The following is an 810-nucleotide window of genomic DNA, read 5'->3' as shown; positions in this document are numbered from 1 at the left end:
GCATGGCGAACCTTTGCGTGGTCAGCGGCTTCGCGGTCAATGGCGTAGCGGCGCTGCACTCGAAGCTGGTGGTGCAGGATCTTTTCCCGGAGTACCACGCGCTGTGGCCGGAGAAGTTCCATAACGTTACTAACGGCATCACGCCGCGTCGCTGGATCCAGCAGTGCAACCCGGCGCTGGCCGCGCTGATCGGCAAAACGCTACGCCGTCCCTGGCTTAACGATCTGGATGCGCTCAGCGATCTGGCGCCGCTGGCGGAGGATGCGGCGTTTCGCGCGGAGTATCGCGCCATCAAACAGGAGAACAAGGCCGCGCTGACGCGCTGGATCGCTGAACAAACCGGTATCCGCGTTCAGCCTGACGCGCTGTTCGACGTACAGATTAAGCGCCTGCACGAATACAAGCGCCAGCATCTGATGCTGCTGCATATCATCGCCCTGTGGCAAACCCTGGTCAGCGATCCGCAGGCGAACCTGACGCCGCGCGTGATGCTGTTCGGCGCCAAAGCTGCGCCGGGCTATGCACTGGCGAAAAACATCATCTACGCCATCAATAAGGTGGCCGCGGTGGTCAACGCCGATCCGCGCGTCGGCGATCGCCTTAAAATCGTATTTATTCCTGACTACAACGTCTCGGTGGCGGAGCGGCTTATCCCGGCCGCCGACCTTTCCGAGCAGATCTCTACGGCGGGCAAAGAGGCTTCCGGCACCGGCAATATGAAGCTGGCGCTCAACGGCGCGCTGACGATTGGCACGCTGGACGGCGCAAATGTGGAGATTGCCCAGCAGGTCGGCGAGGAGAATATCTTTA

The 810-nt window shown here is 61.2% G+C and carries 1 protein-coding gene; it reads left to right on the top strand.

Annotated features, from left to right (window positions below):
- Positions 1-810, top strand: an 810-nt coding sequence (locus tag B3797_RS14690; protein WP_311791464.1) for a glycogen/starch/alpha-glucan phosphorylase, incomplete at both ends; no start/stop codon positions are given.

Source organism: Pantoea sp. UBA5923, from assembly GCF_002431095.1.
In the GTDB taxonomy this organism is placed as follows: domain Bacteria; phylum Pseudomonadota; class Gammaproteobacteria; order Enterobacterales; family Enterobacteriaceae; genus Pantoea; species Pantoea piersonii.
This window is presented reverse-complemented; position numbering and strand designations above follow the sequence as displayed.